The 24,618-nt window shown below is 69.7% G+C and carries 23 protein-coding genes, 1 tRNA gene and 1 other RNA gene; 9 read left to right on the top strand and 16 right to left on the bottom strand.

Annotation, left to right across the window (positions count from 1 at the left end):
• The 3 genes from ctaD to AL072_RS02055 all read right to left on the bottom strand — a co-directional run bounded on the left by ctaD (position 1) and on the right by AL072_RS02055 (position 4,049).
• Positions 1-2,553, bottom strand: coding sequence for a cytochrome c oxidase subunit I (ctaD, locus tag AL072_RS02065; RefSeq protein ID WP_045581723.1), 2,553 nt, complete (start codon positions 2,551-2,553; stop codon positions 1-3).
• On the bottom strand, positions 2,550-3,554 hold the full coding sequence (gene coxB, locus AL072_RS02060; protein ID WP_245636727.1) for a cytochrome c oxidase subunit II: 1,005 nt from the start codon (positions 3,552-3,554) through the stop codon (positions 2,550-2,552). The genes ctaD and coxB overlap by 4 nt, the downstream gene beginning before the upstream one ends.
• A gap of 410 nt (positions 3,555-3,964) precedes the next feature.
• Positions 3,965-4,049 (bottom strand) — tRNA-Leu (locus AL072_RS02055).
• Between the two features lie 178 nt (positions 4,050-4,227).
• Between AL072_RS02055 and AL072_RS02050 the strand changes: the two genes are divergently transcribed.
• Positions 4,228-4,776, top strand: coding sequence for a disulfide bond formation protein B (locus AL072_RS02050; RefSeq protein ID WP_052709973.1), 549 nt, complete (start codon positions 4,228-4,230; stop codon positions 4,774-4,776).
• Complete coding sequence (locus tag AL072_RS02045) at positions 4,773-5,375, top strand: demethoxyubiquinone hydroxylase family protein (protein ID WP_082108907.1); 603 nt, start codon at positions 4,773-4,775, stop codon at positions 5,373-5,375. The genes AL072_RS02050 and AL072_RS02045 overlap by 4 nt, the downstream gene beginning before the upstream one ends.
• 17 nt (positions 5,376-5,392) lie before the next feature.
• Here AL072_RS02045 and AL072_RS02040 read toward each other — a convergent pair whose 3' ends face one another.
• Positions 5,393-5,956 carry an HNH endonuclease gene (locus AL072_RS02040; protein ID WP_045581724.1) on the bottom strand — a complete coding sequence of 188 codons (564 nt, stop codon included), beginning with the start codon at positions 5,954-5,956 and terminating at the stop codon, positions 5,393-5,395.
• Between the two features lie 440 nt (positions 5,957-6,396).
• Between AL072_RS02040 and AL072_RS35145 the strand changes: the two genes are divergently transcribed.
• Both AL072_RS35145 and gluQRS read left to right on the top strand, forming a co-directional pair.
• Positions 6,397-6,564 (top strand): hypothetical protein, encoded by a 168-nt coding sequence (locus tag AL072_RS35145; protein WP_167543362.1) that lies wholly within the window; start codon positions 6,397-6,399, stop codon positions 6,562-6,564.
• A 123-nt stretch (positions 6,565-6,687) separates the two neighbouring features.
• Positions 6,688-7,542 (top strand): tRNA glutamyl-Q(34) synthetase GluQRS, encoded by an 855-nt coding sequence (gluQRS, locus tag AL072_RS02035; protein ID WP_045581725.1) that lies wholly within the window; start codon positions 6,688-6,690, stop codon positions 7,540-7,542.
• Between the two features lie 105 nt (positions 7,543-7,647).
• Here the strand turns inward: gluQRS and recR are convergent, their stop codons facing one another.
• From recR to AL072_RS02010, 5 genes are all read right to left on the bottom strand, one after another.
• Entirely contained in the window at positions 7,648-8,241 is a 594-nt protein-coding gene (recR, locus tag AL072_RS02030) for a recombination mediator RecR (protein WP_045581726.1), read from the bottom strand.
• A gap of 260 nt (positions 8,242-8,501) precedes the next feature.
• The gene (locus AL072_RS02025) at positions 8,502-8,825 is read right to left on the bottom strand and encodes a YbaB/EbfC family nucleoid-associated protein (protein WP_045581727.1); all 324 of its coding nucleotides are present in this window, start codon (positions 8,823-8,825) and stop codon (positions 8,502-8,504) included.
• A 3-nt stretch (positions 8,826-8,828) separates the two neighbouring features.
• Entirely contained in the window at positions 8,829-10,700 is a 1,872-nt protein-coding gene (locus AL072_RS02020) for a DNA polymerase III subunit gamma/tau (RefSeq protein ID WP_045581728.1), read from the bottom strand.
• 110 nt (positions 10,701-10,810) lie between these two features.
• Positions 10,811-10,908: signal recognition particle sRNA small type (gene ffs / locus AL072_RS02015), an RNA gene on the bottom strand.
• A 257-nt stretch (positions 10,909-11,165) separates the two neighbouring features.
• Positions 11,166-12,359, bottom strand: coding sequence for a phosphoglycerate kinase (locus AL072_RS02010; protein ID WP_045581729.1), 1,194 nt, complete (start codon positions 12,357-12,359; stop codon positions 11,166-11,168).
• A 307-nt stretch (positions 12,360-12,666) separates the two neighbouring features.
• Between AL072_RS02010 and AL072_RS02005 the strand changes: the two genes are divergently transcribed.
• Together AL072_RS02005 and AL072_RS02000 are read left to right on the top strand one after the other, a co-directional pair.
• Positions 12,667-14,271 carry a CYTH and CHAD domain-containing protein gene (locus AL072_RS02005; RefSeq protein WP_045581730.1) on the top strand — a complete coding sequence of 535 codons (1,605 nt, stop codon included), beginning with the start codon at positions 12,667-12,669 and terminating at the stop codon, positions 14,269-14,271.
• A gap of 12 nt (positions 14,272-14,283) precedes the next feature.
• Positions 14,284-14,907, top strand: coding sequence for a ParA family protein (locus AL072_RS02000; protein WP_045581731.1), 624 nt, complete (start codon positions 14,284-14,286; stop codon positions 14,905-14,907).
• On the opposite strand, the gene AL072_RS01995 is transcribed toward AL072_RS02000, so the two are convergent.
• From AL072_RS01995 to AL072_RS01985, 3 genes are all read right to left on the bottom strand, one after another.
• Entirely contained in the window at positions 14,889-15,665 is a 777-nt protein-coding gene (locus AL072_RS01995) for a methyltransferase domain-containing protein (protein WP_045581732.1), read from the bottom strand. The two genes, AL072_RS02000 and AL072_RS01995, sit on opposite strands and share 19 nt — an antisense overlap.
• 131 nt (positions 15,666-15,796) lie before the next feature.
• Positions 15,797-15,985 (bottom strand): hypothetical protein, encoded by a 189-nt coding sequence (locus tag AL072_RS01990; protein ID WP_045581733.1) that lies wholly within the window; start codon positions 15,983-15,985, stop codon positions 15,797-15,799.
• A gap of 119 nt (positions 15,986-16,104) precedes the next feature.
• Positions 16,105-17,610: a sensor histidine kinase gene (locus AL072_RS01985; RefSeq protein ID WP_045582589.1), complete on the bottom strand. Its 1,506-nt coding sequence runs from the start codon at positions 17,608-17,610 to the stop codon at positions 16,105-16,107.
• Between the two features lie 129 nt (positions 17,611-17,739).
• Between AL072_RS01985 and AL072_RS01980 the strand changes: the two genes are divergently transcribed.
• From AL072_RS01980 to AL072_RS01970, 3 genes are all read left to right on the top strand, one after another.
• Positions 17,740-18,072, top strand: a complete 333-nt coding sequence (locus tag AL072_RS01980; protein WP_045581734.1) for a hypothetical protein — start codon at positions 17,740-17,742, stop codon at positions 18,070-18,072.
• 86 nt (positions 18,073-18,158) lie between these two features.
• Positions 18,159-19,604, top strand: a complete 1,446-nt coding sequence (gene rfaE1, locus AL072_RS01975; RefSeq protein WP_045581735.1) for a D-glycero-beta-D-manno-heptose-7-phosphate kinase — start codon at positions 18,159-18,161, stop codon at positions 19,602-19,604.
• Positions 19,605-19,744: 140 nt separating this feature from the next.
• A complete protein-coding gene (locus AL072_RS01970; RefSeq protein ID WP_045581736.1) occupies positions 19,745-20,695 on the top strand; it encodes an MBL fold metallo-hydrolase in 951 nt (316 codons plus the stop codon).
• A 19-nt stretch (positions 20,696-20,714) separates the two neighbouring features.
• Here the strand turns inward: AL072_RS01970 and tyrS are convergent, their stop codons facing one another.
• The 4 genes from tyrS to AL072_RS01950 form a co-directional block, all read right to left on the bottom strand.
• Entirely contained in the window at positions 20,715-21,962 is a 1,248-nt protein-coding gene (tyrS, locus tag AL072_RS01965) for a tyrosine--tRNA ligase (protein ID WP_045581737.1), read from the bottom strand.
• A gap of 245 nt (positions 21,963-22,207) precedes the next feature.
• Complete coding sequence (locus AL072_RS01960; RefSeq protein WP_052709975.1) at positions 22,208-22,867, bottom strand: YcbK family protein; 660 nt, start codon at positions 22,865-22,867, stop codon at positions 22,208-22,210.
• 120 nt (positions 22,868-22,987) lie between these two features.
• The gene (gene radC, locus AL072_RS01955; RefSeq protein ID WP_052709976.1) at positions 22,988-23,887 is read right to left on the bottom strand and encodes a RadC family protein; all 900 of its coding nucleotides are present in this window, start codon (positions 23,885-23,887) and stop codon (positions 22,988-22,990) included.
• 104 nt (positions 23,888-23,991) lie between these two features.
• Positions 23,992-24,555, bottom strand: a complete 564-nt coding sequence (locus AL072_RS01950) for a cytochrome b (protein ID WP_045581738.1) — start codon at positions 24,553-24,555, stop codon at positions 23,992-23,994.
• Between the last annotated feature and the right edge of the window lie 63 nt (positions 24,556-24,618).

The following is a 24,618-nucleotide window of genomic DNA, read 5'->3' as shown; positions in this document are numbered from 1 at the left end:
TCACACCGCCAGGCGCGGGAAGAGATGCAGCAGCAGCAGGGCCACGGCCCCCTGGGCCGCGCTGTACCACCCCATCAGCATCGTGTTGTCGAAGGTCACCCGCCGTTCGGCGTGCATCAGCCCGGCCAGCGAGCGCGCCAGGGTGAAGCCGATCATCAGCGTCATCACCGCGACATGGAAGGCCTGCCAAGCCACCAGCATCCAGGCGATCGCGCCATAGGCGCTCTCGGCCCCCTTCACGCCGCTGCGGAACTGGGCCTGTCCGTCGAACAGGACCGCCGCGAGCATGGCCAGCCACGCCAGCAGCAGCCCGATCCGCAAGGCGCCCTGCCGGTCGCGGCCGAGGGAGCGGCTCGCCCAGCCGATCGCCAGCGCCGCCAGCATCCACAGCGCCAGCCCGCCGCCCAGCCATTCCAGCCCGGGCAGGCGGGCGGCGTCCGGCCAGACCTCCGGGCTGACCGTCCACAGGAACAGGTAGGTGAAGATCAGGCAGGCGAAGGCGGTGCCGTCGACCAGCAGGAGGACCACGACGCCCCACCAGGAATGGCTCTTCGGCCCCTGGACATAGACCGGAACCCGCCAGCCGCCGCCGATGTCCTGGGGCGGGCGGTCCGCGCCCCTGTCCAGGCCCCACAGCCACCACATCACCATGGCGACGGCCAGCACGGCCGGAACCAGTGATGCCTGGTACCATTGCACGGTCAGCATCAGGAAATGCGCCGCCGTGAACAGCCCGGCCAGGAACGGCCCCCAATGCGGCCCCGGCAGCTGCATCAGGTACTGCGGCCGGGCATCGAGCGGGGCGGTGACGATGGTCTCGCGCCGTCCGGTCGGCGCGCCGGGCAGGTAATGGGCGCCCGCCTCCACCTCGCGCGGCAGGTCGGGGGTGTCCCACAGCGGGTATCGGCCGGTGACGTGGGGGATGCTGCGGGTCGCGTAGAGCCGGCCGGGCAGCCATTCCAGCGTGCCGGCGTTCCAGGGGTTTCCCGGCGCCCGCCGGCCCCGCCCCAGCACGCTGCGCGCCATGTCGACCAGCACCAGCAGCACCCCCAGCGCCAGCACGAAGGAACCGGCGGTGGAGATCAGGTTCAACGCGTTCCAGCCGAGGTCGCCGGGGTAGGTGTAGACGCGCCGGGGCATGCCGAGCAGGCCGCTCAGATGCATCGGAAAGAAGGTGACGTTGAAGCCGATGAACATCAGCCAGAAGGCCCAGCCGCCCAGCCGCTCCGACAGCATCCGCCCGTCGAGCAACGGCCACCAGTGGTACAGGCCGGCGAAGACCGGGAACACCATCCCGCCGATCAGCACGTAATGCAGGTGGGCGACGATGAAGTAGCTGTCATGGACCTGCCAGTCGAAGGGCACGACCGCCACCATGACGCCGGTCAGCCCGCCCAGGACGAAGATGAACAGGAAGCCCATCAGGAAGCGGGTCGCCGTGGTCCATTGCACCCGCCCGCCGCCGAGCGTGGCGATCCAGGCGAAGACCTGGATGCCGCTGGGCACCGCGACGGCCATGCTGGCGGCGGAAAAGAAGCTGAGCGACAGCGACGGGATGCCGGTGGCGAACATGTGGTGGACCCACAGCCCGAAGCTGAAGAAGCCGGTTCCCACCAGCGCCAGCACCACCCAGTCATGCCCGACCAGCGGGCGCCGCGCCAGCGCCGGCACCATTGTCGACACCAGCCCGGCGGCCGGCAGGAAGATGATGTAGACCTCCGGATGGCCGAAGAACCAGAACAGATGCTGCCACAGCAGCGGGTCGCCGCCCTTCGCGGCGATGAAGAAGGGCCAGTGGAAGGCGCGCTCGATCTCCAGCAGGGCGGTGGCGACGATCACCGCCGGGAAGGCGAAGATGATCATGCCGGCCATCACCAGCATCGACCAGGCGTAGATCGGCAGCTTGTCCAGCGTCATGCCCGGCGGCCGGGTGCGCAGGATGCCGACGACGATCTCGATGGCGCCGGCGATCGCCGAGATCTCGATGAAGCCGATGCCGAGCAGCCAGAAATCGGCGTTGATGCCGGGCGAGAACTGGAAGCTGGTCAGCGGCGGGTACATGAACCAGCCGCCGTCAGGAGCGGCGTCGAAGATCAGCGAGCAGAAGAAGGAGATCCCGCCGAAGGCGTAGGCCCAGAAGGCGAAGGCCGACAGGCGGGGAAAGGGCAGGTCGCGCGCCGCCAGCATGGCGGGCAGCAGGTAGACGCCGATGGCCTCGACGATCGGCACGGCGAACAGGAACATCATGCCGGTGCCGTGGACGGTGAAGAACTGGTTGTAGGTGCCATGGTCGAGCAGCGTGTTCTCCGGCACCGCCAGCTGCACGCGCATGGCGAGCGCCAGCAGCCCGGCGATCAGGAAGAACAGCAGCGCCGTGGCGATGTACCAGACGCCGACGACGGAGTTGTTGACCGCCGTCAGCCGCGCCAGCCCGGTCGGCAGCCGCCACAGCCGGCGGAGCGCCTCCTCCTCCCCCGGCGGGCGCGGCAGGGGGCTGGGAAGGGAGTCCGGAAGAGGACCGGGAGGGGGGGAGCGGTCGCCGGGCAGGGTCATGTCAGGCTCTCCAGCCAGGCGGCCAGCGCGTGCAGGGTGTCCGCGTCCATCACGTCGAAGGATGGCATGCGGCTTTCGGGTTTCAGATGCTGGGCGCCGGCGATCCAGCCGGCCAGCGGCCCCGCCCCGTTCGGCAGGCTGCCGGCGCCGAGCGACCGCCGTCCGCCGACCTTGCTGAGGTCGGGGCCGAGGCGCCCGTCGGCCGGCGTTCCGCGCACGGTGTGGCAGGACTGGCAGCCGAAGGCGAAGAAGGCGTCGCGCCCCCGCTCCAGCAGCGGGTCGGCCGGCTCCGCGGCCGGCCGGCGCTGACCGGCCAGCCACGCGTCGAAGCGGTCCGGCGGCTCGACGACGACGGCGAAGGCCATCAGCGCGTGCTGCGCCCCGCAATATTCGGCGCACTGGCCGCGATAGACGCCGGGCGTCTCGGGGGTCAGGGACAGCCGGTTGACTCGGCCGGGGATCATGTCGAGCTTGCCGGCCAGGCTCGGGATCCAGAAGCTGTGGATCACGTCGGCGCTGTCCAGGCGGATTTCGACCGGCCGGCCCGCCGGAAGGACGATCTCGTTGGCCGAGCGCACCGGCTCCTGGCCCGGAATGCGGTAGCGCACGTCCCACCACCACATGGCGCCGGTGACCTCGATCACCAGCGCAGGCTCCGGCGTGGCGGCGAGCCGGCGCGTCAGCCCGAACTCGTACAGTTGCAGCAGGGTCAGCGCGGCGATGGGAAAGAGAAGGCCGCCGCCGACCACCCAGCCGCGCCCGCCCCGGAAGCGCTCCGGCGGGACGGCCACGGCATAGAGCGCCAGGGCCATGACGGCGACGAAGATCGCCGCTCCGCCACCGAACAGGATCCAGGTGGCGTCCAGGGTCTCCCGCGCGCCGTCGCCGGCGGGAGCCAGCGCGGACTGCCGTCCCTCGCACGCGGCAAGAAGCGCCGAGCCCAGGGCGGTCGTCACCCTGGATGGGCGCATGCGCGGCGTCCACAGCGAAGGCAAGGCCATGCACGTCCTTTCCGGAGAGTCCCGGTCGCTCCTGGCGAAGCCACTGCTTGCCCTGTTCCCTCACAAACGCGCGATCGGGGAAATGGTTGCACCGGGTTCCGCTCCGGATCGGCGATCGCACCCAGCCGTTCACGCCGGTCGACACCCATGCCCCGGTGTTCCGTATGGGCGGTTCCGTATGGGCGGGACCGGCACCACAGGCATGGCGCGGCCCGGATGGTTCTGCGGTGGCCGGGCCGTCATGTGCATGCCAGTGTGCATGCCATCGCGCGCAGCAGCCGGGCAGCAGCTCGGGATGGCTGAGCGGAGCGGGGGGACAGGACGCTCGAAGGCTGGGAAGGGGGAGCCGGCAGCTTCGATGCGCTCGGCTTGCGCGGCGCAACGGCGAGACGCATCATGCCGGAATAAGATGGTGCGGGCGGTCGGACTCGAACCGACACTCCTTGCGGAACCGGATTTTGAGTCCGGCGCGTCTACCAATTTCACCACGCCCGCAGCGACGCCTCTTCTAACGCAACCGTTCGGAAACGGAAAGTGCAAAAGAACGGGGCGACGCCGCCGCCGCGCCGCTTATTCCCCGTCGCCGCCGCCGCCCCTGTCATGCCGTCGCAGGGGTCGGGCGGGCGGAGCTGCCGGCTGGCCGAACGGCTCCGTACGCGCTACCTTGTCGGCCATGACGACCAAGCCCCCGACCTCCCCCCTGTTCTGCCGCGTCCTCGACGATCCCCGCGTGGCCTCCCTGCTGCTGGCGCTGGCCAGCGCCGGGGTGCTGCTGTCGGCGCTGTTCTTCCAGTTCGTGCTGGATTACCAACCCTGCGTCCTCTGCATCATGCAGCGCTGGCCCTATGTGGCGGTGATGGCGTTCGGGCTGGTGACCTGGCTGTTCCGCCGCTGGAAGGGGCTGGGCGACGCGTTGCTGGTGGCGAGCGGGTTCGCCCTGCTGGCCGGCGCCGGGATCGCCGCCTATCATGTCGGGGTGGAACAGCATTGGTGGGCCGGCACCTCCTCCTGCGGCGGGTCGGCGCCAGTCAATTCGATCGAGGCGTTGCGCGCCCAGGTGATGGCCGCCCCGGTCACCCGCTGCGACGAGGTGGCATGGTCGCTGTTCGGCATCTCCATGGCGGGCTACAATGTGGCGATCTCGCTGGCGCTGGCGGCCTACGCCTTCGTCGCCGCGCGCATCGCCTACACCCGCACCCCGGTGTCGAGGACCGCATTGTGAGCGAAACGAGCTTCCCGAACTCTGGGCCGAACGCCAGCCGAACCCGCCATCCGTCCGCGTCGCGGGGCGCGCTGCCCGGCGACCTGCCGCGGCGCGACCGGCTGGCCCGCATCGTCCGTGTCGACCATGCCGGCGAATATGGCGCGAAGCGCATCTACGAGGGCCAGATCGCCGTGATCGGCAAGGGCCGCCACGGCAAGACCCTGCGCCACATGGCCGAGCAGGAGCTGGAGCATCTGGAGTATTTCGAGAGGCAGCTGACCCGGCGCCGCGTGCGCCCGACCCTGCTGCAGCCGCTGTGGCACGTCACCGGCTTCCTGCTGGGCGCCGGCACTGCGCTGCTGGGCGAGCGGGCGGCGATGGCCTGCACCGTCGCGGTGGAAGAGGTGATCGAGCGGCATTACGAGGCGCAGTTGAAGGAACTCGGCCCCGACGAGCAGGAGCTGGCCGACAGCATCCGCAAGTTCCAGGCGGAGGAGGTCGAGCATCGCGACATCGGCCTCGTCAACGAGGCGGAGCTCGCGGCCGGCTATCCGGTGCTGACCGCCGCGATCAAGGCCGGCACGCGGGCGGTGATCTGGGTGGCGGAGCGGGTTTAGGGGGCGTCCGCATCCGCCTACATCGGATCCAGTTCCGAGTCCCAATAAAGAAAATCCCGCCAACTTTCGTGAAGGAAGTTTGGCGGGAAGGCACGTCCATTCTCTTGCAGTTCGTAGGCGCTCGGCTGGAAGGGCGGACTGAGGGGGATCATGCCGCAGACATGCGGCAGCCGGTCGCCCTTCGCCAGGTTGCAGGCGGAACAGGAGGTGATGACGTTTTCCCACGTCGTCCGGCCGCCGCGCGACCGCGGGACCACATGATCGAAGGTCAGATCCTGGGTGGGGAAGGGGCGGCCGCAATACTGGCAGGTGAAGCGGTCGCGCAGGAAGACGTTGAAGCGGGTGAAGGCCGGGCGGCGGGTGGCGGGGATGAACTCTTTCAGCGAGATGACGCTGGGCAATCGGAGTTCGAAGCTGGGGGATCTGACGACCCGGTCATAGTGCGATACGATGTTGACCCGTTCGAGAAAGACCGCCTTGACCGCTTCCTGCCAGGACCATAGCGACAAGGGGAAGTAACTGAGCGGGCGGAAATCCGCGTTCAGCACCAGAGCCGGACAGTGATCGGGTGGTGGAGCCAATGGCCACTCCCTTGTCTGAAACCGTTTCTGTAACCGTGTCACGAACCCGGCGCGCGGTGTTGCGGCTCGTGCGCGGGCTGCTGTCTTATTGCCGTCTTATCAGCCCCGGCAGCCGGATCGCCGATCCGGGACAACCAGATACATAGAGGATCGGCAGCCGGGACTCAACATCTTGACCCGGCGGGACCCAATTTCTTCACCGATGTGTAACCTTTTTCGCGCTGTGGGCATCGCTCCCGGGGCGGGACAGGCCAGGGCGGGGGGAAGGACGGCCCAGGCGGGAGCACTCGCGCATCGGCTGTGACATCCCGAAAAAGATGCGTCCCTGCGCTTGTGCGGTTACCCCTCGTTAACCATGACGGCGGCATCGTGGACCTCGTTGATCCTAGACGATCCCGCCGGTTGCGCCGGCCGGACGCGACCCCGAGGAAAGTCCCGCCATGACCGCCGTCATCATCGACCTCGCCCAGAAGCGCCGCGAACGCGAGGAGCGTGACCGTCAGATCCGCATCGACGCCTTCGATCGCGAACTGCGCCGTCGGCTGGCTCTGTATCTGGAGGGTGAGGACATTCCGGTCGAGCCGATCCGCGACAACCCCTATTTCTGAGCCCCTCCCCCCTCGCGCATCGCGCGCCCGATCCGGCGGGCGATGCGCTGGCCTTATGTTTGGCGATCGGATTCACGCTTCAAATCGATGCCGATTTTACGCGATCCGATCTATAAGGCGGGAATGAGCGACCTCGTCACCCGCTTCGCCCCCAGCCCGACCGGGCATCTGCATCTGGGCAATGCCCATTCCGCCCTGTTCGGCTGGACCATGGCCCGCGGCGGCGGGCGCTTCCTGTTGCGGATCGAGGACATCGACCGCAACCGCTGCCGTCCCGAATATGAACGCGACCTGATCGAGGATCTGGCCTGGCTCGGCCTCGACTGGGACGGTCCGGTCCGGCGCCAGTCCGACCATTTCGACGATTACCGCGCCGCCCTGGCCCGGCTCGGGGCACTGGGCGTGCTCTATCCCTGCTTCTGCACCCGCAAGGACATCGCCGCCGAGATCGCGGCCGAGATCGCCGGGGCCGGCGCCGCCCCGCACGGCCCCGACGGGCCGCTCTATCCCGGCACCTGCCGCCACCGCCCGGCGGAGGAGCGGACGGAGCGGATCGCCGGCGGCGAGGCCTGGGCGCTGCGCCTGGACGTCGCCGCCGCATCCCGGCTGACCGGCCGCCTGCGCTGGCACGACCGCGGCCGGGGATGGCAGGAGGCGGTGCCGGAGCTGCTGGGCGACGTGGTGCTGGCGCGCAAGGACACGCCGACCAGCTACCATCTCAGCGTCACCGTCGACGACCATCTCCAGGGCGTGACGCTGGTCACCCGCGGCGAGGATCTGTTCTTCGCCACCCATCTGCACCGGCTGTTGCAGGCGCTGCTGGGCTACGATCCGCCCGATCACCATCATCACGGCCTGCTGCGGAACGCGGCGGGAGAGCGGCTGGCTAAGCGCGACCGCGCCCAGACGCTGCGCTCGCTCCGCGACGAGGGTCGCAGCCCGGCCGAGATCCGGGCGATGGCCGGCTTCCCCGGCTGAGGCGCCACCCCGGCAGGGTTGCCGGCAGGGCCGGTGGATGTTCGGGTTGCCGGTACTTCGGCATCGGTGCCAAGTTGCTGCAACTTGGCGTTCACCGTCATGCCGCTACAACGGCCGCCGTGCCTTCAACGCCGCGGTCAGCGTGCCGTCGTCGAGATAGTCCAGTTCGCCGCCGACCGGCACGCCATGGGCGAGGCGGGAGACCGAGACGTCGGCATCGGTCAGACGGTCGGTCACCACATGGGCGGTGGTCTGGCCGTCGACGGTGGCGTTCAGCGCCAGGATGACCTCGCGCACCGCCGGATCCTTGGCCCGTTCGGCGAGGCCGGAGATGTTCAGGTCGTCGGGGCCGACGCCCTGCAACGCCGACAACAGGCCGCCCAGCACATGGTAGGTGCCGTGGAAGGCGCGGGTGCGTTCCAGCGCCCACAGGTCGCCGGGGTCCTCGACCACGCAGATGACCGAGCGGTCGCGGCTGTGGTCGGCGCAGACGGTGCAGGGGTCGCGGCTGTCCAGGTTGCCGCAGACGGAGCAGGCGCGGATCGATTCGCCGGCCGCCGCCATCGCCTCCGACAAAGGCACCAGCAGGCTGTCCCGCCGCTTCATCAGATGCAGCGCCGCCCGCCGCGCCGACCGGGGACCGAGTCCCGGCAGCTTGGACAGCAACTGGATCAGGCGTTCGATTTCAGGTCCGATCATGGGGTGGGGTGCCGACACATATCTCCCTCTCCCGCCCCGGGAGAGGGAAGGGGCCCAAGCGGAGCTTGGGAAGGGTGAGGGGTGATACGAGGATAAGGGGGCCCATGTCCGGATCGCCCCTCACCCTCCCCGCCTGCGGCGGGTCCAAGGCCGCTCGCAAGTCTCGCGACCGCGCTCCGCCTACGATCACCTTCGGTGCTCGTCCGGCCTATGGCCGGCGGCTCCGCGCCCTCTCCCGGGGCGGGAGAGGGCAAGAAAGATCAGAAGGGCAGCTTCATGCCCGGCGGCAGCTTCAACCCGCCCATCATCTTCGAGGTCTCCTCGGCGACATGCTGCTCCACCTTCTTCTTGGCGTCGTTGAAGGCGGCGACGATCAGATCCTCCAGAACCTCGACGTCCTCGGGATCGACGATCGACTTGTCGAGCTTGACCTTCTTCATCTCGCTCTTGCCGTTGACGGTCACGACGACCATGCCGGCCGCGCTTTGGCCGGTCACTTCGACCTGCTCCAGGCTCGCCTGCATTTCCTGCATCTTGGCCTGCATCTGCTGGGCCTGCTTCATCATGTTGCCGATATTCTTCATCGGTCAGTACTCTCCTTCGTCGTCGAGGGGGTAATAGACCCCGTCGTCCTGCTGCTGAACAATGAAATCGGGTGTCTCGCCGTCATCCGCAACCGCTGCACTCTCCGCCGCGGCGACTTCGGCCAGATCGCGGACCTCGACGATCTTCGCGCCGGCGAAGGCCTCGATCACCGCGCGGACCACCGGGTTGGCTTCCGCCTCCGACCAGGCGCGGCGCTTCTCGGCCTTCTCCTGCTCGGCCAGCGTCGGCTGGGCCTGCCCGTCGGACAGGGCGACGATCCAGCGCTGGCCGGTCCATTCGGTCAGGAACTGTCCGACCTTGGCCGGCAGGGTCGGCGGCGCGGCCGGGCGCAGCTTGAGTTCGAGCCGGCCCGGCTCCATCCGCACCAGCTGGACCGTCTCCATCAGATAGCCGTAAAGCGCGCCCTCGCGCCGGTCGGAGAACAGCTGCACAAGGTTGCGGAAATCCGGCGGCATCGGCGACAGCTCCTCGCCCGCCGCGATGGCGGCCGGGGCGGGCGCCGCCGCCATGACGGCCTGCGGCTGGGCTGAGCCGTTGGAGCGCGCGACCGCATGGGTGGCGACCGCGACCGGGCCGCCGCCTGGACCACCGCCTTGGCCGCGGCCCATCGGCGCGCCGCCATTCGCCCCGCCGCCATTCGCCTGCTGGGCCTGGAACTGGCGGATCAGCTCGCCCGGGGTCGGCAGGTCGGCGGCATAGGACAGGCGGACGATCACCATCTCCAGCGCCTGCTGGGGCACCGGCGCCGCCTGCACCTCGCCCAGCCCCTTCAGCAGCAGCTGCCACGCGCGGGTCAGCGCCGGCATGCCGAGCTTGCCCGACAGCGCCGCTCCGCGCGTGCGCTCGGCCTCCGGCAGGGACGGGTCGTTGGCGCTGTCGGGCACCACCTTCAGCCGGGTCAGGTTGTGGACGAGATCGAGCAGGTCCTGCAGGATCACCACCGGGTCGGCGCCGACCCGGTGCAGGTCTGACAGGATGTCCATCGCCTCGGCGGGGCGGGCGGAGACGGCGGACTCGAACAGGTCGATCACGCGGGTGCGGTCGGCCAGCCCAAGCATGTCGCGCACCTGCTGCGCGGTGACGGTGCCGGCGGCGAGCGCGATGGCCTGATCCAGCAGCGACAGCCCGTCGCGCACCGACCCGTCGGCGGCGCGCGCCACCAGGGCGGCGGCGTCCCCCTCGATCTCCGCCCCTTCCAGCGCGGTGATGCGGGTGAAATGCTCCTTCAGCACCTGGGCGTCGACGCGGCGCAGGTCGAAACGCTGGCAGCGCGACAGCACCGTCACCGGCACCTTGCGGATCTCGGTGGTGGCGAAGACGAACTTCACATGGCTCGGCGGTTCCTCCAGCGTCTTCAGGAGCGCGTTGAACGCGCTCTTGGACAGCATGTGGACCTCGTCGATGATGTAGAGCTTGTAGCGGGCCGAGACGGGAGAATAGCGCACGCCGTCGATGATCTCGCGGATGTCGTCGACGCCGGTGTGGCTGGCGGCGTCCATCTCCATCACGTCGACATGCCGGTCCTCGGCGATGGCGCGGCAATTGTCGCAGACGCCGCAGGGGCTGACCGTCGGCCCGCCGGTGCCGTCGGGGCCGGTGCAGTTCAGCGCGCGGGCGATGATGCGGGCGGTGGTGGTCTTGCCGACGCCGCGCACCCCGGTCAGCATGAAGGCCTGGGCGATGCGGCCGGACTGGATGGCGTTGCTCAGGGTGCGGACCAGCGCGTCCTGGCCGATCAGCTCGTCGAAGGTCTTCGGCCGGTATTTGCGCGCGAGCACCCGGTAGGCCAGCCCGGTGGCGGGAGCCGGGGCGGGGGCGGAAAGGGCGGTGCTGTCGGCGGTGGTATCGGTCACGCGGCTGGCCTGTCGAAACGACGGGAGGGAAGGGGTTCGTTCGGGCCGCAGGATAGCGTCCCGGCGCCGCGCTGTCGCCGTCTGTTTCGTTCTGGCAATGTGAGAGGAGGGTGGGAGACTGGACGAACGACCCGAGCCGTAACTCGTTGCGGCTGCTTCCTTCCGGACCTGACCGGGTTGGCGAGGGACTCGTCCGACGCCAGCCTCCCGGCGCTGTTATGGCGATCCGAGCGGCGGGATGCAAGCCTATTCGAGCGCGGGGGTTTCGATATCGTGACGGTCAGGTGACAGCCGCTGAGCGGATTATGGGCAATTATGGCGCGCTCCATAATTTATGGCCGGCGATATAATTGCCTATAAAGCGGCTCAGCAGGCGTACGGCCTGGCATCGCCTCTCCGTTCCGATATGAAAAAGGCTCCGGGCATGAGCCCGGAGCCTTTCGCTGTGCGGTCCCTTGGAGCCGCTTACTTCTTCAGCGCCGCGACGCCCGGCAGTTCCTTGCCTTCCAGCCATTCCAGGAAGGCGCCGCCGGCCGCCGAGACGTAGGTGAACTTGTCCTCGACCCCGGCATGGGCCATCGCCGCCACGGTGTCGCCGCCGCCGGCCACCGACAGCAGGCCGCCGGCCTCGGTGCGGGCGGCGACCAGACCGGCAACCGCGTTGGTGCCGGCGTCGAAGGGCTGGATCTCGAAGGCGCCGAGCGGGCCGTTCCACACGATGGTCTTGGCGCCCTGCAGCTTCACGCCCAGGTACTCCACCGTTGCCGGGCCGACGTCGAGCGCCATCTCGTCCGCGCCGATGGCGTCGAAGGCGACCACGCGGTTGGCGGCGCCGGCCTTGAACTCCTTGGCGACGACGAAATCCTTCGGCAGCAGGATCTCGCAGTTCGACTCCTCGGCGGTCGCCATGATGGCGCGGGCCTGGTCGGCCATCTCCTTCTCGCACAGCGAGGCGCCGACGTCGGTGCCCTTCGCGAACAGGAAGGTGTTGGCCATGCCGCCGCCCAGCACCAGCAGATCCACCTTGCGGACCATGTTGCCGAGCAGTTCCAGTTTGGTCGAGATCTTGGCGCCGCCGACGACGGCGGCCACCGGACGCTCCGGCTTCTCCAGCGCGAGCGTCAGCGCCTTCAGCTCGGCTTCCATCAGGCGGCCGGCGGCGTTCGGCAGCAGGCGGGCGACGCCCTCGGTCGAGGCATGGGCGCGGTGCGCGGCGGAGAAGGCGTCGTTGACGTAGAGGTCGCCCAGCTCGGCCATCTGCCTGGCGAAATCCTGGTCGTTCTTCTCCTCCTCGGCGTGGAAGCGGGTGTTCTCCAGGAGGACGATGGCGCCCTCATGCACCTTGGCGATGGCCTCCTTCGCCTTGTCGCCGACGCAATCCTCGGCGAAGGCAACCTTCTGGCCGACGGCGGCGCTGAGCGCGTCCAGCACGTTGCGCAGCGAGTTCTTGGCGTCCGGGCCGTTCTTCGGCCGGCCGAAATGCGACAGGACCACGACCTTGGCGCCCTTGGACGACAGCTCCGTCAGGGTGGGGGCGAGGCGGTCGATGCGGGTGGTGTCGGACACCTTGCCGTCCTGCATCGGAACATTCAGGTCGGCGCGCACCAGCACCGTCTTGCCGCTCACCTCGAGGTCGTCGATCGTGTTGAAATCGGTCATCGTCGCACTTCCCGTATGTATGGCCGTCTTTATGGCCGCATTTATGGCCGTCCCGCGATGGATGCGGCCCCAGAGTCTATTCGGCGGAACCCAATCACAGCCCTGCCCGCTTTGCAACGGCCCAGGGGTGGGGCGAAATGGGGCATAATGACCCTGCAACCCCTTGAACGGAAGGGCGGATGCAGCGCCCGACATCGCCGCAACCACAGGCTTCTGCAACATTTCCGTAACTTGACCCTGTGCATGGCCTGTGCAAACACCCAACTGTAGGCCGATGGGCCGCAAAACGGGGGTTGAAGCGCAGGCGATGGCTGAGGCGGACATCAACCGCGAGACGGAATTGAAGCTGGCTGCGCAGCCGGAGGATTTCGACAGGCTGCGCGCCGCTCCCGCCATCGCAGACCGGGCGGCAGGCCCGGCGGCGACGCGAACCCTGGAAAGCACCTATTACGACACCGAGGACCGCCGGCTCGCCGCGCGCAAGGTGACGCTGCGGGTGCGCAAGACCGGCGACGGCTTTGTCCAGACGGTCAAGTCGGCCCCGGACGAGGACGGGATCGGGCGCGGCGAGTGGGAATGCGCGGTCACCTCCGCCACCCCCGACCTGACGCTGATCGCCGACGAGGCGGCCATCGACCTGCTGGGTCCGCTCGGCGAGTCGGAGTTGCAGCCGGTCTTCACCTCCATCGTCGAGCGCACGACCCAGGACGTGACGCTGGGCGAGGGGGACGGGGCCGCCCGCATCGAGATCGCCTTCGACCGCGGCAGCATCATGCTGCCCGACGGTCGGTCGCGCGAGCTGTGCGAGGTCGAGCTGGAGCTGAAGGAGGGCACGCCCGCCGCCCTCTACGAGCTGGCGCAGGATCTCGCCAAGGCCGCCCCGCTGCGGCTGGAGATGCGCAGCAAGGCGGAGCGCGGCCATGCGCTGGCCAACGGCGAGGCCGACAAGGCGGTGAAGGCGGAGAAGCTGCTGCTCGACCCCGAGACCACGGTGGAAGGGGCGGTCGCCCGCATCGTGCGCGCCTGCCTCGCTCACATGATCGCCAACGAGGCGGTGACGCTGGCCGGCGAGGATCCGGAGGGCGTCCACCAGATGCGCGTCGCCCTGCGCCGGCTGCGCTCGGCCACCGCGCTGTTCCGGCCCTTCATCCCGACCGTGCAATACCTCTGGCTGGTCGGCGAGATCAAATGGCTGGCCGGCAGCCTGGGGCCGGCGCGCGACTGGGATGTGTTCGGCGAGGAGCTGCTGGCTCCGGTGCGCGACGCCTTCCACCGCGCCGATGGGCATGGCCGCTCGGCGGTCGAGGATCTCGACACGCTGGCCGCCGCCGCCGAGGCCAAGCGCCTGCGGGCCTATGAGGGCGTGCGCGAGGCGATCCGCTCGGACCGCTACACCGCCTTCCTGCTGGGCGTCGGCGGCTGGGTGGAGAAGCGCGGCTGGCGCGACCAGCCGGTCAGCGAGGAATCGGTGCGGCTGTTCCAGCCGGTGATCGGGCTGGCCGACCATCTGTTGAACAAGCGCCACAGGAAGGCCAAGCGGGCCGGGCACGGCTTCGCCCATCTGCCGGTGGCCCAGCGCCACCAGTTGCGCATCGCGCTGAAGAAGCTGCGCTATGCGGTCGAGTTCTTCCGCAGCCTGTATGACGACAAGCCGGTGCGCCGCTATATCCAGCAGCTCGCCGCCTTCCAGGACGCGCTGGGCCATCTGAACGACGTGGCGACGGCGACACGGCTGCTGCACGAGCTGCATGACGACGGCAGCCGGTCGGCTCCCGGCGAGCCGCGCGCCGCCGGCATCGTGATCGGCTGGCACGCCCGCGGGGTGGCCGACACCGAAGCGGCGCTGGTCGCCCTGTGGCATGATTTCATCGACACCAAGCATTTCTGGTCGAAGCCGGACCCTGCGGTGTAGAGTCCGCGAGACATGCTCACGATCCTCGTCGCCAACATCAAGGGCGGCTGCGGCAAGACGACCGTCGCCACCCATCTCGCAGCTGCCTCCGCCGCGGCGGGGCTGCCCACCGTGCTGGCCGACGTCGACCGTCAGCGCTCCTCGCTCGGCTGGCTGGAACGCCGGCCGGACAAGGCGCCGGTGCTGGTCGGGCTGGACTGGGGGAAGGATTTCACCGACACGCCGCGCGGCACCAAGCGGCTGGTGATCGACGCCCCCGCCGCGCTGAAGACCAAGCAGATCGAGGATCTGGTCAAGATGGCCGATGTCGTCGTGCTGCCGGTGCTGCCCGGCGCCTTCGACGAGCAGGCGACCCAGCGCTTCCTGTCCAAGCTGGACGAGCTGAAGCGAATCGCCAGGAAGAAGACCATGGTTGCGGTGGTCGGCAACCGCATGCGCGCCCGCACCAAGGCGGCCGACCGGCTCGACGTCTTCCTGGGCGGCATCGGGCATCAGGTGGTGACCCGCCTGCGCGACAGCCAGATCTATGCCGACGCGGCGGCGACCGGCCTCAGCCTGTTCGACATGCCGGGCAAGCGCGCCGCCGAGCACCGCGGCGACTGGCAGCCGCTGCTGACCTACATCGACGGGGTTTGACGGATCGCCGCCGTGTTGCGGGCCTGGGCCACGATGAACAGCCAGCCGGTCGGGATCAGCATGCTGCCGCTGGAGTGCTGGGGGTAGGCACCCTCCAGCCGGCGGCGGTAGGCGGTCAGGAAGCCGTCGAGATCCGGCCCGGACAGCCGGTCCATCACCGGGGCCAGCGCCGCCTGATGCAGCCATTGCAGCAGGGGAACATCGCTGTCCACCGCGTGGAAATACCCGGTCTCCCACAGCTCGACGGACGCCGCCTGCGGAGCGAGCCAGTCGTAATAATCCTGAGCGGCATGTCGCGGCATCGCGGTCAGGGCCCCGGCCAGCCGGTCGGCCCAGGGGCCGCCGGCCGCGGTTTCCAGCAGCAGGCGATGGGCGGGCTGGTCCTGCGGCCGGGGCATGGCGATGGCAAGGACGCCGCCGGCGGCCAGCGACTGAAGCAACTCGGGGAACAGGCGGTCATGGTCGGCCACGCGGTGCAGCCCGCCGGCGGAGATCACCAGATCGGCCGGCCAGTGCGGCCGCCAGCCGGCAAGGTCGGCCTGGAGATAGCGCACGCGCGACGGCGTTTCCGCCGCCCAGCGCAGCATCGCCGGTGAATTGTCGACCGCCAGCACGTCGGCCTGCGGCCAATGCGCCGCCAGCATCCGCGACAATTGTCCGGAACCACAGCCGAGATCGACGATGTTGGTTGGCGTCAGGGAGGGGGGAAGTGCCGCCGTCAGGTCGATGACCGGCCGGCGGCGCAAGGCGTCAATCATCGCGAGGGCGTTGGGATCCCACGTCGATGGGCATGTCGTTGTGCATGTCATACGGCACCCGCTTTCCATGGGGCCGTGCCCCGGGCGGATCCGCCCGGCCGTCGCGTTACCGTTCGCCTGTCAGGGGATGGTCAGTGGGCCGAGCCCAAACGGTCGAAATGCCGGCCGATGGCCGAGAAGATGAAGAGCACGCAACCGAGAAAGACGATCAGGCCGCCGACCGCGAAGGCATCGTCCGCCGCGCGCGAGGAGGCGAGCAGTCCGACGAAAGCCATGATGCCGGCGAGGATGGAGTTGATCCAGTAGGAGAAGGCTTTCACGTCCCGGAGTCCTTTCAGAGCGGGGAGAGGGCAGAGGCGAAGCGCCCGCCTCCCGCCCCGCCGGGCGCACCGCGAACGCTTCCGAGTTGAAGGAATTCTGCGGGACGGCGCCCGCGGAATCAATGCGACACAAACGACTTGTGCCCTGCAACATCTACATGGCCGGAACCGGGCTTTCCTTGCGGTATGTCAAGCGCGAAGACCGTCCCGGCCGCCCCGCTCTCCACCAGCCGCAGTTCGCCGCCATGGGCGCGCACCACCTCCCGCGCGATGGCGAGGCCGAGGCCGATCCCGCCGGCACGGGCCGATCCGGCGAAGGGCTGGAACAGGTTCTCGCGCGCCCGCGGCGCCAGGCCGGGGCCGTCGTCGGCGACGGTCAGGGTCAGCCGGCCGCCCAATCCGGTGCCCAATCCGGTGGCGGAACTGGTCCCCGGTTCGGCCTGCAGCGCGATCCGCACCCGGCCGGCGCCCGCCTGCACGGCGTTGCGGCCGAGATTGACCAGCGCCCGGCCGAGCTGGGCGGCATCCACCGTCGCCCGAATGCCGGCCGGGATGTCGTTGACCCAGTCCGCCGCGACCCGGTCGCCGTCGGGACGGACGGTGGCCAGCACCTCCGCGCCCACCTCGTCCACCAGGGCGCGCAGGTCGGCGGGGGCGGGGGACAGCGGCAGCGTGCCGTCGCGGGTGAAGGACAGGGTCTGGCTGCACAGCTCCACCGCACGGTCGAGCGAGGCGACCAGCCGGGGCGTCACCCGCCGCACCTCCGGGTCGGCGCTCTCGCTCAGCCGCTCCGACAGCAGCGACGCGGTGGACAGGATGCCGCGCAGGTCGTGGTTGATCTTGGCGACCGCGGTGCCTAGCGCGGCAAGCCTTTCGCGCTGGCGCAGCGCCGTGCGGACTGTGCCCTGCATGGCGGCCAACTCGCGCTCGGCCACGCCGATCTCGTCGGCACGGCCGCCGGGCCGCAGCGGCGGGGCGCCGTCGGGATCGCGGCGGAAGGCGACGACCCCGGCGGTCAGCCGCCGCATCGGCCGAACCAGCAGCCAATGCAGCGTGACATAGACCAGGACCGCGGCGATCAGCGAGATGGCGATCGACACCGCCAGGATCCGGCGGGAGAAATCGAGCATCGCCTCGATCAGCGGCCGCTCGTCCATCGTCACCTCGACGCGCTGGGCCGGGTCGTTGGGCGAGCGGTCGATCACCCGGATCACGCGGTCGCGTTGGCTGCCGAAGGCCGCGCGCAGGGCAAGCGACAGCGCGTGGCCGGCATCGACGATCTGCATGCCCATGCCGGTGTTGCGCAGGTCGTACACCGCGTCGGCCACCGGCGGCATCGGCCGGGACAGCATGTAGACCCGCGCCCCCGGCTGGATCAGGTCGATGACATGGGCGCCGGTATAGGCCAGCAGCTTGGCCTGAAGCTCCTTCGTCACCATCAGGTCGGGGGCGGCCTCCACCGACAGGGCGGCGATGTGGGCGGCGGCCAGCCGCTCCTCCAGGTAGCTCATGCGGAAGCGCGCGATGGAGGGGGTGTAGATCAGCACCTCCGCCAGCAGGACGAACAGGATGGTGAGCATCAGCAGCTTGGCCGACAGGCTGGCGGCGATGGCGGGGCGGGGCATGGCGGTCCGCATGGGGCAGGGGTGGGGGCGCTTTCGCGCCGGCTGGAAAAGCTTAGGCGGGGACAAGCCCGTCTTCTACACTATGCCTGCTTTCCGCGGTGCGGAGGGGCAGCGGACGGAGATGCGGCGATGCGGGCGTTCCTGAGATACGAGGCGGCGGTGGCGATGGACCGCAATGCGGCGCTGACCGCGGTCGCCGATGCGCTGACGGCCGGCGGCGGCTGGATCGTCGATCACACGCTGTTCTCCGACGTCATGGCGACCATCCGTTTCGCGCTGCCCGGCGACCGGGTCGGGGCGTTCGAGCGGGCGCTGGCCGGGGCCGGCCTGCCGGTCGGGACTACGCCGGTCGGCCCGGCGCCGGTCGGCGATGCGTCCGCGGACGAGCTGAACGGGGTCATCACCCTGACCTTCACCAGCGGGTCGGGCGACCTGCGCCGCGACGTTCCCGCCTTTTCCTGACGGCCCGTTGCCGGGACGCCACGCTGCGTCGCCGCGCCATCTTTGTCCACTGGCGTTACCGCTTGCGGGTTGGTAAGACAAACGCCATGAGCGACCTTGCCCGTCACATCGACACCCTGTCGCGCGCCAAAGTGCTGTGCCTTGGCGACGTGATGCTCGACCGTTTCGTCTATGGTTCGGTGGACCGTGTGTCGCCGGAGGCGCCGATCCCCGTCCTGCGCATCGAGCGCGAGCTGCCCAAGCTGGGCGGCGCCGGCAACGTCGCGGCCAACCTCGTGGCGCTGGAGGCGGATTGCCGCTTCGTGTCGGTGGTGGGACGCGACGGGGTGGGCACAGACCTGCTGGCGCTGCTGCGGCGCGAGGGCGTCGGCGACGGCGCCATCGTGATGGAGGACGGGCGCCAGACCACGGTCAAGACCCGCTTCATTGCCGGACAGCAGCAGCTGCTGCGCACCGACATCGAGACGGTGGTGCCGATCACCGTAGCCGACGGCGTGCTGGACCGGGTGCGCAGCGTCCTGCCGGAGGTCGGTGGGGTCATCCTGTCCGACTACGGCAAGGGCGTGCTGACCGACGGGCTGGTGGTGGCGGTGATCGCCGCGGCGCGGGCGGCGGGGCGGACGGTGGTGGTGGACCCGAAGGGCCGCGACTACCGCCGCTACCGCGGCGCCAACATCGTCACGCCCAACCGCAAGGAGCTGATGGAGGCCACCGGCCTGCCGGCCCGCTCGGACGAGGAGGTTGTCGCCGCCGCCCGCCAGCTGATCGACGGCTGCGGCATCGGCGCCGTCGTCGCCACCCGCAGCGAGCAGGGCATGTCGGTGGTGACCGCCGACGGCGCGGTGCATCTGCCGGCCGAGGCGCGCGAGGTGTTCGACGTGTCGGGCGCCGGCGACACGGTGGTCGCGACGCTGACCGCGGCGCTGTCGGTCGGGATCGATCTGGTCGATGCCGCCCGGCTGGCCAATCTCGCCGCCGGCATCGTCGTCGGCAAGGTCGGCACCGCGGTCGTCCGCTCGGCCGAGCTGCTGTCCGGCCTGCACGAGCAGCAATGGCGCCACGGCGAGGAAAAGGTGCTGACCCGCGACGCCGCGGCGGAACGGGCGGAGCGCTGGCGGCTGCGCGGCAAGCGCGTCGGCTTCACCAACGGCTGCTTCGACCTGCTGCATCCCGGCCATATCTCGCTGCTGAAGCAGGCGCGGGCCGCCTGCGACGTGCTGGTGGTCGGGCTGAACAGCGACCAGTCGGTGAAGCGCCTGAAGGGCGACAGCCGGCCGGTGCAGAACGAGACGGCGCGCGCCACCGTGCTGGCGTCGCTGGGCTGCGTCGATCTGGTGGTGATCTTCGACGAGGACACGCCGGAGATGCTGATCCGCGCGCTGCGCCCCGACGTGCTGGTCAAGGGGGCGGACTACACCATCGCGACCGTGGTCGGTGCCGATTTCGTCCAGGGCTATGGCGGCAAGGTGGTGCTGGCCGAACTGGTGCAGGGCCAGAGCACGACCAACACGATCAAGCGGATGAAGGCGTAGGGTCTGCTCTTTCCGGCGATCCGCCGCGGGGCCGCAAACGCGTTGCATGGTTTCAGGTGAAACGATATGGTTGGCCCAACCGATCAATCTTAGCGGCGCCCCCTGATCTCGGGGACGCGTCCGCGCCTGGGAGCCAGCCGATGTCCAAGAATTTCGCCTCGCATGCCGACCTGGAGGAAAAGACCGTCAGCTTCGACCGGCTGTCGGACAACGCCTATGCCTATACGGCGGAGGGCGATCCCAACACCGGCATCGTCATCGGCGACGACGCGGTGATGGTGATCGACACCCAGGCGACGCCGGTGATGGCGCAGGACGTCATCCGCCGCATCCGCGAGGTCACCGACAAGCCGATCCGCCATGTCGTGCTGTCGCACTATCATGCGGTGCGCGTGCTCGGCGCCTCGGGCTATGCGCCGGAGCAGATCATCGCCAGCGAGGACACCCGCGACCTGATCGTCGAGCGCGGCGAGGCCGACATGGCGAGCGAGATCGGCCGTTTCCCCCGCCTGTTCCGCGCCGTCGAATCGGTGCCCGGCCTCACCTGGCCGACCATCACCTTCCGCGGCCACATGACGATGTGGCTGGGCTCGCTGGAGGTGCAGTTGCTGCAACTCGGCCGTGGCCATAGCAAGGGCGATACCGTGGTGTGGCTGCCGCAGCAGAAGATCCTGTTCTCCGGCGATCTGGTGGAATATGGCGCCACCCCCTATTGCGGCGACGCCTATTTCACCAATTGGCCTGCGACGCTCGACGCGCTGGCGGCGCTTGAGCCGGAAAAGCTGGTGCCCGGCCGCGGCGCCGCCCTGACCAGCAGGGATCAGGTGCAGGAGGGGCTGCGCGGCACCCGCGCCTTCACCAGCGACCTGTTCGAGTTGGTCAAGCAGGGGGTTGCCGAGGGCAAGGATCTGCGGGCGATCTACAAGGACACCTATGCCGCGCTGAAGCCGAAGTTCGGCCATTGGGTGATCTTCGACCATTGCATGCCCTTCAACGTCACCCGCGCCTATGACGAGGCGACGCAATACCCCGACCCCCGCATCTGGACCGCCGAGCGCGATTTGGAGATGTGGCGCCAGCTCGAAGGCTGACGCCACCTCCCCCCCACTGTCAGGGCGCCAGGATCAGGCGGACATGGCGCTTGCGGCCGGCCGACAGCACGGCGGGGCCGGTGAGCACCGCCGCCTCGTCGGTCACCGACTCGCCGTCCAGCCGGGCGCCGCCCTCGCGGATCAGGCGGCGGGCGGCGCCCTTCGAGGCGGACAGGCCGGACGCCACCAGCGCATCGACCAACGGCACCCCGGCCGTTCCGGCTCCGCGCTGCAGGGTGATCTCCGGCAGGCCGTCGCCGCCGGCCGCCAGAGGGGCGCCGGCCGCTGCCGCTGCCCGTTCGGCCTCGGCGCCGCCGTGGCACAGGCGGGTCGCCTCGGTCGCCAGCAGGATCTTCGCCTCGTTGATCTCGGCCCCTTGCAGGCGCTCCAGCCGGGCGATCTCGTCCAGCGGCAATTCGGTGAACAGGCGCAGGAAACGGCCGACATCGGCATCCTCGGTGTTGCGCCAGAACTGCCAGAAGTCGAAGGGGCTGCGCGCATCGGCGTTCAGCCACACCGCGCCGCCCGCGGTCTTGCCCATCTTGGTGCCCGACGCGGTGGCCAGCAGCGGCGTGGTCAGGCCGAACAGCTCCCGCCGCTCCGCCCGGCGGGCCAACTCGATCCCGTTGACGATGTTGCCCCACTGGTCCGATCCGCCCATCTGCAGCAGGCAGCCGTGGCGCCGCGCCAGCTCAAGGAAATCATAGGCCTGGAGGATCATGTAGTTGAACTCCAGGAAGGTCAGCGGCTGTTCGCGCTCCATCCGCTGGCGCACCGACTCGAAGCTCAGCATGCGGTTGATGGTGAAATGGCGGCCGACGTCGCGCAGGAAGGGCACGTAATCCAGCCCGTCCAGCCAGTCGGCATTGTCGACCATGACGGCGTCGGCCGGGCCGTCCCCGAAGGTCAGGTACTGGCCGAAGACGCCGCGCAGCCCGGCGGCGTTGGCGGCGATCCGCGCATCGTCCAGCATCGGGCGGCTGGTGTCGCGGAAGCTGGGGTCGCCGATCCGGGTGGTTCCGCCGCCGATCAGCACGATGGGGCGGTTGCCGGTGCGTTGCAGCCAGCGCAGGGCCATGATCGACAGCAGATGCCCGACATGCAGGCTGCCCGCCGTGGCGTCGAAGCCGACATAGGCGGTCAGTGTGCCGCCGGGCGCGGCGGCGGCAAGGCCCGACAGGTCGCCGGCCGGGTCGCTGCATTGGTGGAGGAAACCGCGCTCGCGCAGGATGCGGAGGAACTCGGCGGCGCTGGAACGGGTGGGCATGGTGACGTCTCTTGCGGAAGGGCCGGGCCGTCCGGAGACTGTCTCTGTGCGAAGAGGACCATGGCCGCCGGACTTGCGACGGCATGGTTTCGGGTATGACCGATCGACGCCGCGCTATGTGAGCGGCGGATAATACGTCGTGGCCACAGGCGTGGCGGGGAGGACGATGCGGTCGGTCATGACGGCATCGATACACCGGCCGGCGGGAAAGCGCCACTCTTCCGAAGGGCAGGAGAGCGATGCGCTCAGCGCCGTCCCAGCATCTGGCGGCGGGCCAGCGCGCGATGCAGCTGCAGGCGCTGGGACACGGTGCGCGGACGGGCGCCCCTGACGCCGGGGGCGAACAGCCCGTCCAAATTCTGGCCGAACATCTCCCAATTGCGCAGCGGGCCGGTGTCGATGTGCAGGAAATGCGAGCGCGGATACCAGCCGACCCCGCCGCGCTTGAGGTCCAGCGCGCTGCGGTGGGCGTCGGGCAGGCGCGACGGGAAGGTCACGTCGAGCGCGCGGCCCAGCAGATGCTGGCTGTGCTCGGCCACGCCCAGGCTGCGGGCGGCCAGCATGGCGTTGGTCTCCGGCGTGCGGAAGGCGGACAGGATGGTGGCCTTCGGCTGCCCGACCGCCTCCATGATGTCGGCCAGGAAATCGAGCGTGCCGACATCGATCGGGCCGACCTTGTTGGCACGGTGGTCGCGCAGCAGCTTGGCGAGGTCGGCCATCGCGTCGGGCAGCGGGCCGGAGGCGTCGCGGTAGGGACCGTCGAAGGTCTCGCCCGTATGCTGGTTCCTGAGGCTGATGCGGCGCGGGGCGGCCGGGGCGGCAAGGGCGCGGCCGGACATCAGCACCAGGGCGCCGCAACCGATCAGCAGGCCGCGGCGCTTCATGGACAGGGGCGGGGAGGACATGGAGTCGGGGGTTCTTTCCGCGGGGGCAGCCTCACGTCAACAAAATGGTGTCCGATTCGCAATTGCAAAGTGGCGGAGCATGGCGCCGCTGCGTGGGCCGCAGGGGCTGGCGCCTGTCCGTCACAGCAGGCGCTGCGACTTGAAGCTGGTGTGCCGGCCGCCCTTGCCGATCACCAGATGGTCATGGACGATCAGGCCGACGGCGTTGGCTGCGCGCACGATCTCCTTGGTCATCTCGATGTCGGCGCGGCTGGGGGTGGGATCGCCGGACGGGTGGTTGTGGACCAGGATCACCGCGGCGGCCGACAGTTCCAGCGCCCGCTTCACCACCTCGCGCGGGTAGACCGGGGTGTGGTCGATGGTGCCGCGCTGCTGCACCTCGTCGGCGATCAGGGTGTTCTTGCGGTCGAGGAACAGCAGGCGGAACTGCTCGGTCGGCTCGTGCGCCATCGCGGCGGAGCAATAGTCGAGCAGCGCCTGCCAGGAGGCCAGCACCGGCCGGTCGATCACCCGCTGCTGCAGGGCGCGCAACGCCGCCGCCCCGACGATGCGCACGGTGGCGACGGCATTGTCGGTGCCGAGCGACACCCCTTCCGCCTTCAGGCCGCGCAGCCGTTCCGGCGGCGCGTTGACCACCCCCCACAAATCGCCGAAGGTCCGGATCAGCAGCTTGGCGAGCGGCTTCACGTCGCGCCGCGGGCTGGCGGCGAACAGCACCATCTCCAGCAGCTCGTAATCCTCCAGCGCATCGGCGCCGCGGTCGAGGAAGCGGCGGCGGAGCCGCTCGCGGTGGTCGACATAATGGGGATCCTCGCCGGGATCCTCACCGCCGCCGCCGCTGTCGGTGGCCGCCCGTTCCGCGTCTTCGGCGCTCCGCACGCTTGCGACGGCACCGGCGTCCGGGACCGGAGTCGCCGGAAAAGGCAGGAGCCCGGCGGCGAGCCCGGCATCCTCCATCTCGGTTCCACCTGTCCTGCCGCCGGTTCCCCGGCCGCGGCCCGTCGTCCTGCGTCCCGCCATCGCCCATCGCCATGCATTTGTATGATGGGAACTATAGCGGCTGGAAGCGCGAGCGCACAGAACAAGCACCCGTCTGGCGCGAGAAAAGGGAGGCGGCCGACCGTTCAGTCGGCGAGGCCGGGCTGTTCGTCATCGTGCCGCCTGGGCAGCATGCGGGCCAGGACGCCGTCGCGGCGGACGAGATGGTGCCACAGCGCCGCCGCCGCATGCAGGGCGGCCAGGGCGAGGATCAGGTTGGCGCCGAGCTCGTGGATGTCCTTCACCGAGCGGCCGAGCGTGCGGTCGGCCTCGACCGGCGACGGGATGGTGAACAGGCCGAAGAAGGACAGCGTGTCGCCGCGCAGCCAGGTCAGCCCCACCCCGACCAGCGGGATCGCCAGCATCAGCGCATAGAGCCCGAGATGGACGGCGTGGGAGGCGCCGCGTTCCACCGACGTCATCGAGGACGGCAGGTCGGGGACGCCGCGGGCGAGCCGCAGACCCAGCCGCGCCAGGACCAGCCCCAGCAGCAGCAGGCCGAAGGAGATGTGCAGCCACCAGATGGTGGCCCGCATCGGGTGTCCGCGTTCGTAGAACTCCTCGCCGAAGGTCAGCAGATAGACGCCGACGATGAGGAGCGCGATCAGCCAGTGCAGGGCCTTCTGGGCCGGGCTGTAGGTGGTGGTCATCGGGGAAACTCCGGAAAGGCTGACGGGTTGCCCACCGGACTAGCCTGCCAGGCTTACGGGCGG

The sequence above is a fragment of the Azospirillum thiophilum genome (assembly GCF_001305595.1).
Classification (GTDB): Bacteria; Pseudomonadota; Alphaproteobacteria; order Azospirillales; family Azospirillaceae; genus Azospirillum; species Azospirillum thiophilum.
This window is presented reverse-complemented; position numbering and strand designations above follow the sequence as displayed.